This is a genomic window from Vibrio sp. 1557, from assembly GCF_033340175.1.
Lineage (GTDB): Bacteria > Pseudomonadota > Gammaproteobacteria > Enterobacterales > Vibrionaceae > Vibrio > Vibrio alginolyticus.
Map to the genome: position 1 here is coordinate 1 of NZ_JAWOVZ010000249.1, position 1,107 is coordinate 1,107.

Here is a 1,107-nt window from a genome sequence, read left to right on the forward strand (position 1 = left end):
GGGTTAGAGTGGCTGAATTTGATTGATTTGGCTCATCTGCCATGGATTGACTTTCGCCATGCGTTAGGAATGAAATAGCGATTTTGGTATCCGTTTGCCAATTGATTTGAGCAAATTTAACTCGATCACCAATAAACACGCTGTCTAGCAACACCACTCGGCTCGGGATCGGATCAAACTTAAACAACCCAACATAATAAAATGCCCCTGAGCCTTGAGTCGTAACAATCATCGGCGCCGCAATCCAAAATTCTTTGTTGGTTTTACGTTGAGCGATAAACGCGGTCGGTACCAAAACCTGCCCCTTTGTCGCGCCTGCATCATACTGACCAATCAGGTAGCCATTCTCCTTGTCCCACTCTTCTAAAAAAGAGACGGCATTTTGCTCTGGTACTTGAATTGTCCACGGATTCTTCGCTTGCACTCCCAATACTTCGGCAACGATAGGATTAGATTGCACTTCTGATTGCGGAAACTTGGCCATGATTTCATCATCAGACAAGCTAAAGCGATACACACCAGCAATGATAACAATCGCTAATAGCACGATAGGAATAAGAAGAATGAGTGGAATTGGCAGAATTCTGCTGCGAGCCATGGCGACTTCCTTGTTTTTGTTCTAAAAATTGTGTTCGGAGTATATACCAATTCCAATAGGATGACCGCATACACTCAAATCTCGATGAACCAAGTATCGTGAAATCACTCGAGCGGATTTAGGTATAAACTGTTTAGTGGGCAATCGATAGGTAATAACGATGACAAACATAATTCACACCGGAGAGTGCGCCTGTGGCTTAGTTCAACTTCGCTGTAAAGATGAACCTCTGCGAACCTCTATTTGTCACTGCTTTGAATGTCAGAAACGAACAGGCAGCGTTTTTGGTGTCCAGGCCAAATTCGATAAAGAGCAGGTCATTTTAGATGGTGACACGACCAACTACACCAGAATCAGTGACGATGGTAATGAAGTGAAATACGAATTTTGCCCTGCTTGTGGCACGACGATGCGACTGTTGTTATCCACAGCTCCTGAAATCGTTGTTGTTCCCGTTGGAATTTTCAATAACACCGAATTTCATGAGCCAAAAGTTTCGATTTATGAGC

Annotated in this window: 2 protein-coding genes; one reads left to right on the forward strand and one right to left on the reverse strand. The window is 43.6% G+C overall.

Annotation, left to right across the window (positions count from 1 at the left end):
- Positions 1-598, reverse strand: a 598-nt coding sequence (locus R7070_RS26260) for a hypothetical protein (RefSeq protein WP_318141523.1), incomplete at its 3' end; no start/stop codon positions are given.
- Between the two features lie 160 nt (positions 599-758).
- Here R7070_RS26260 and R7070_RS26265 point away from each other — a divergent pair.
- The coding region (locus R7070_RS26265) for a GFA family protein (RefSeq protein ID WP_318141524.1) at positions 759-1,107 on the forward strand (349 nt) is incomplete at its 3' end.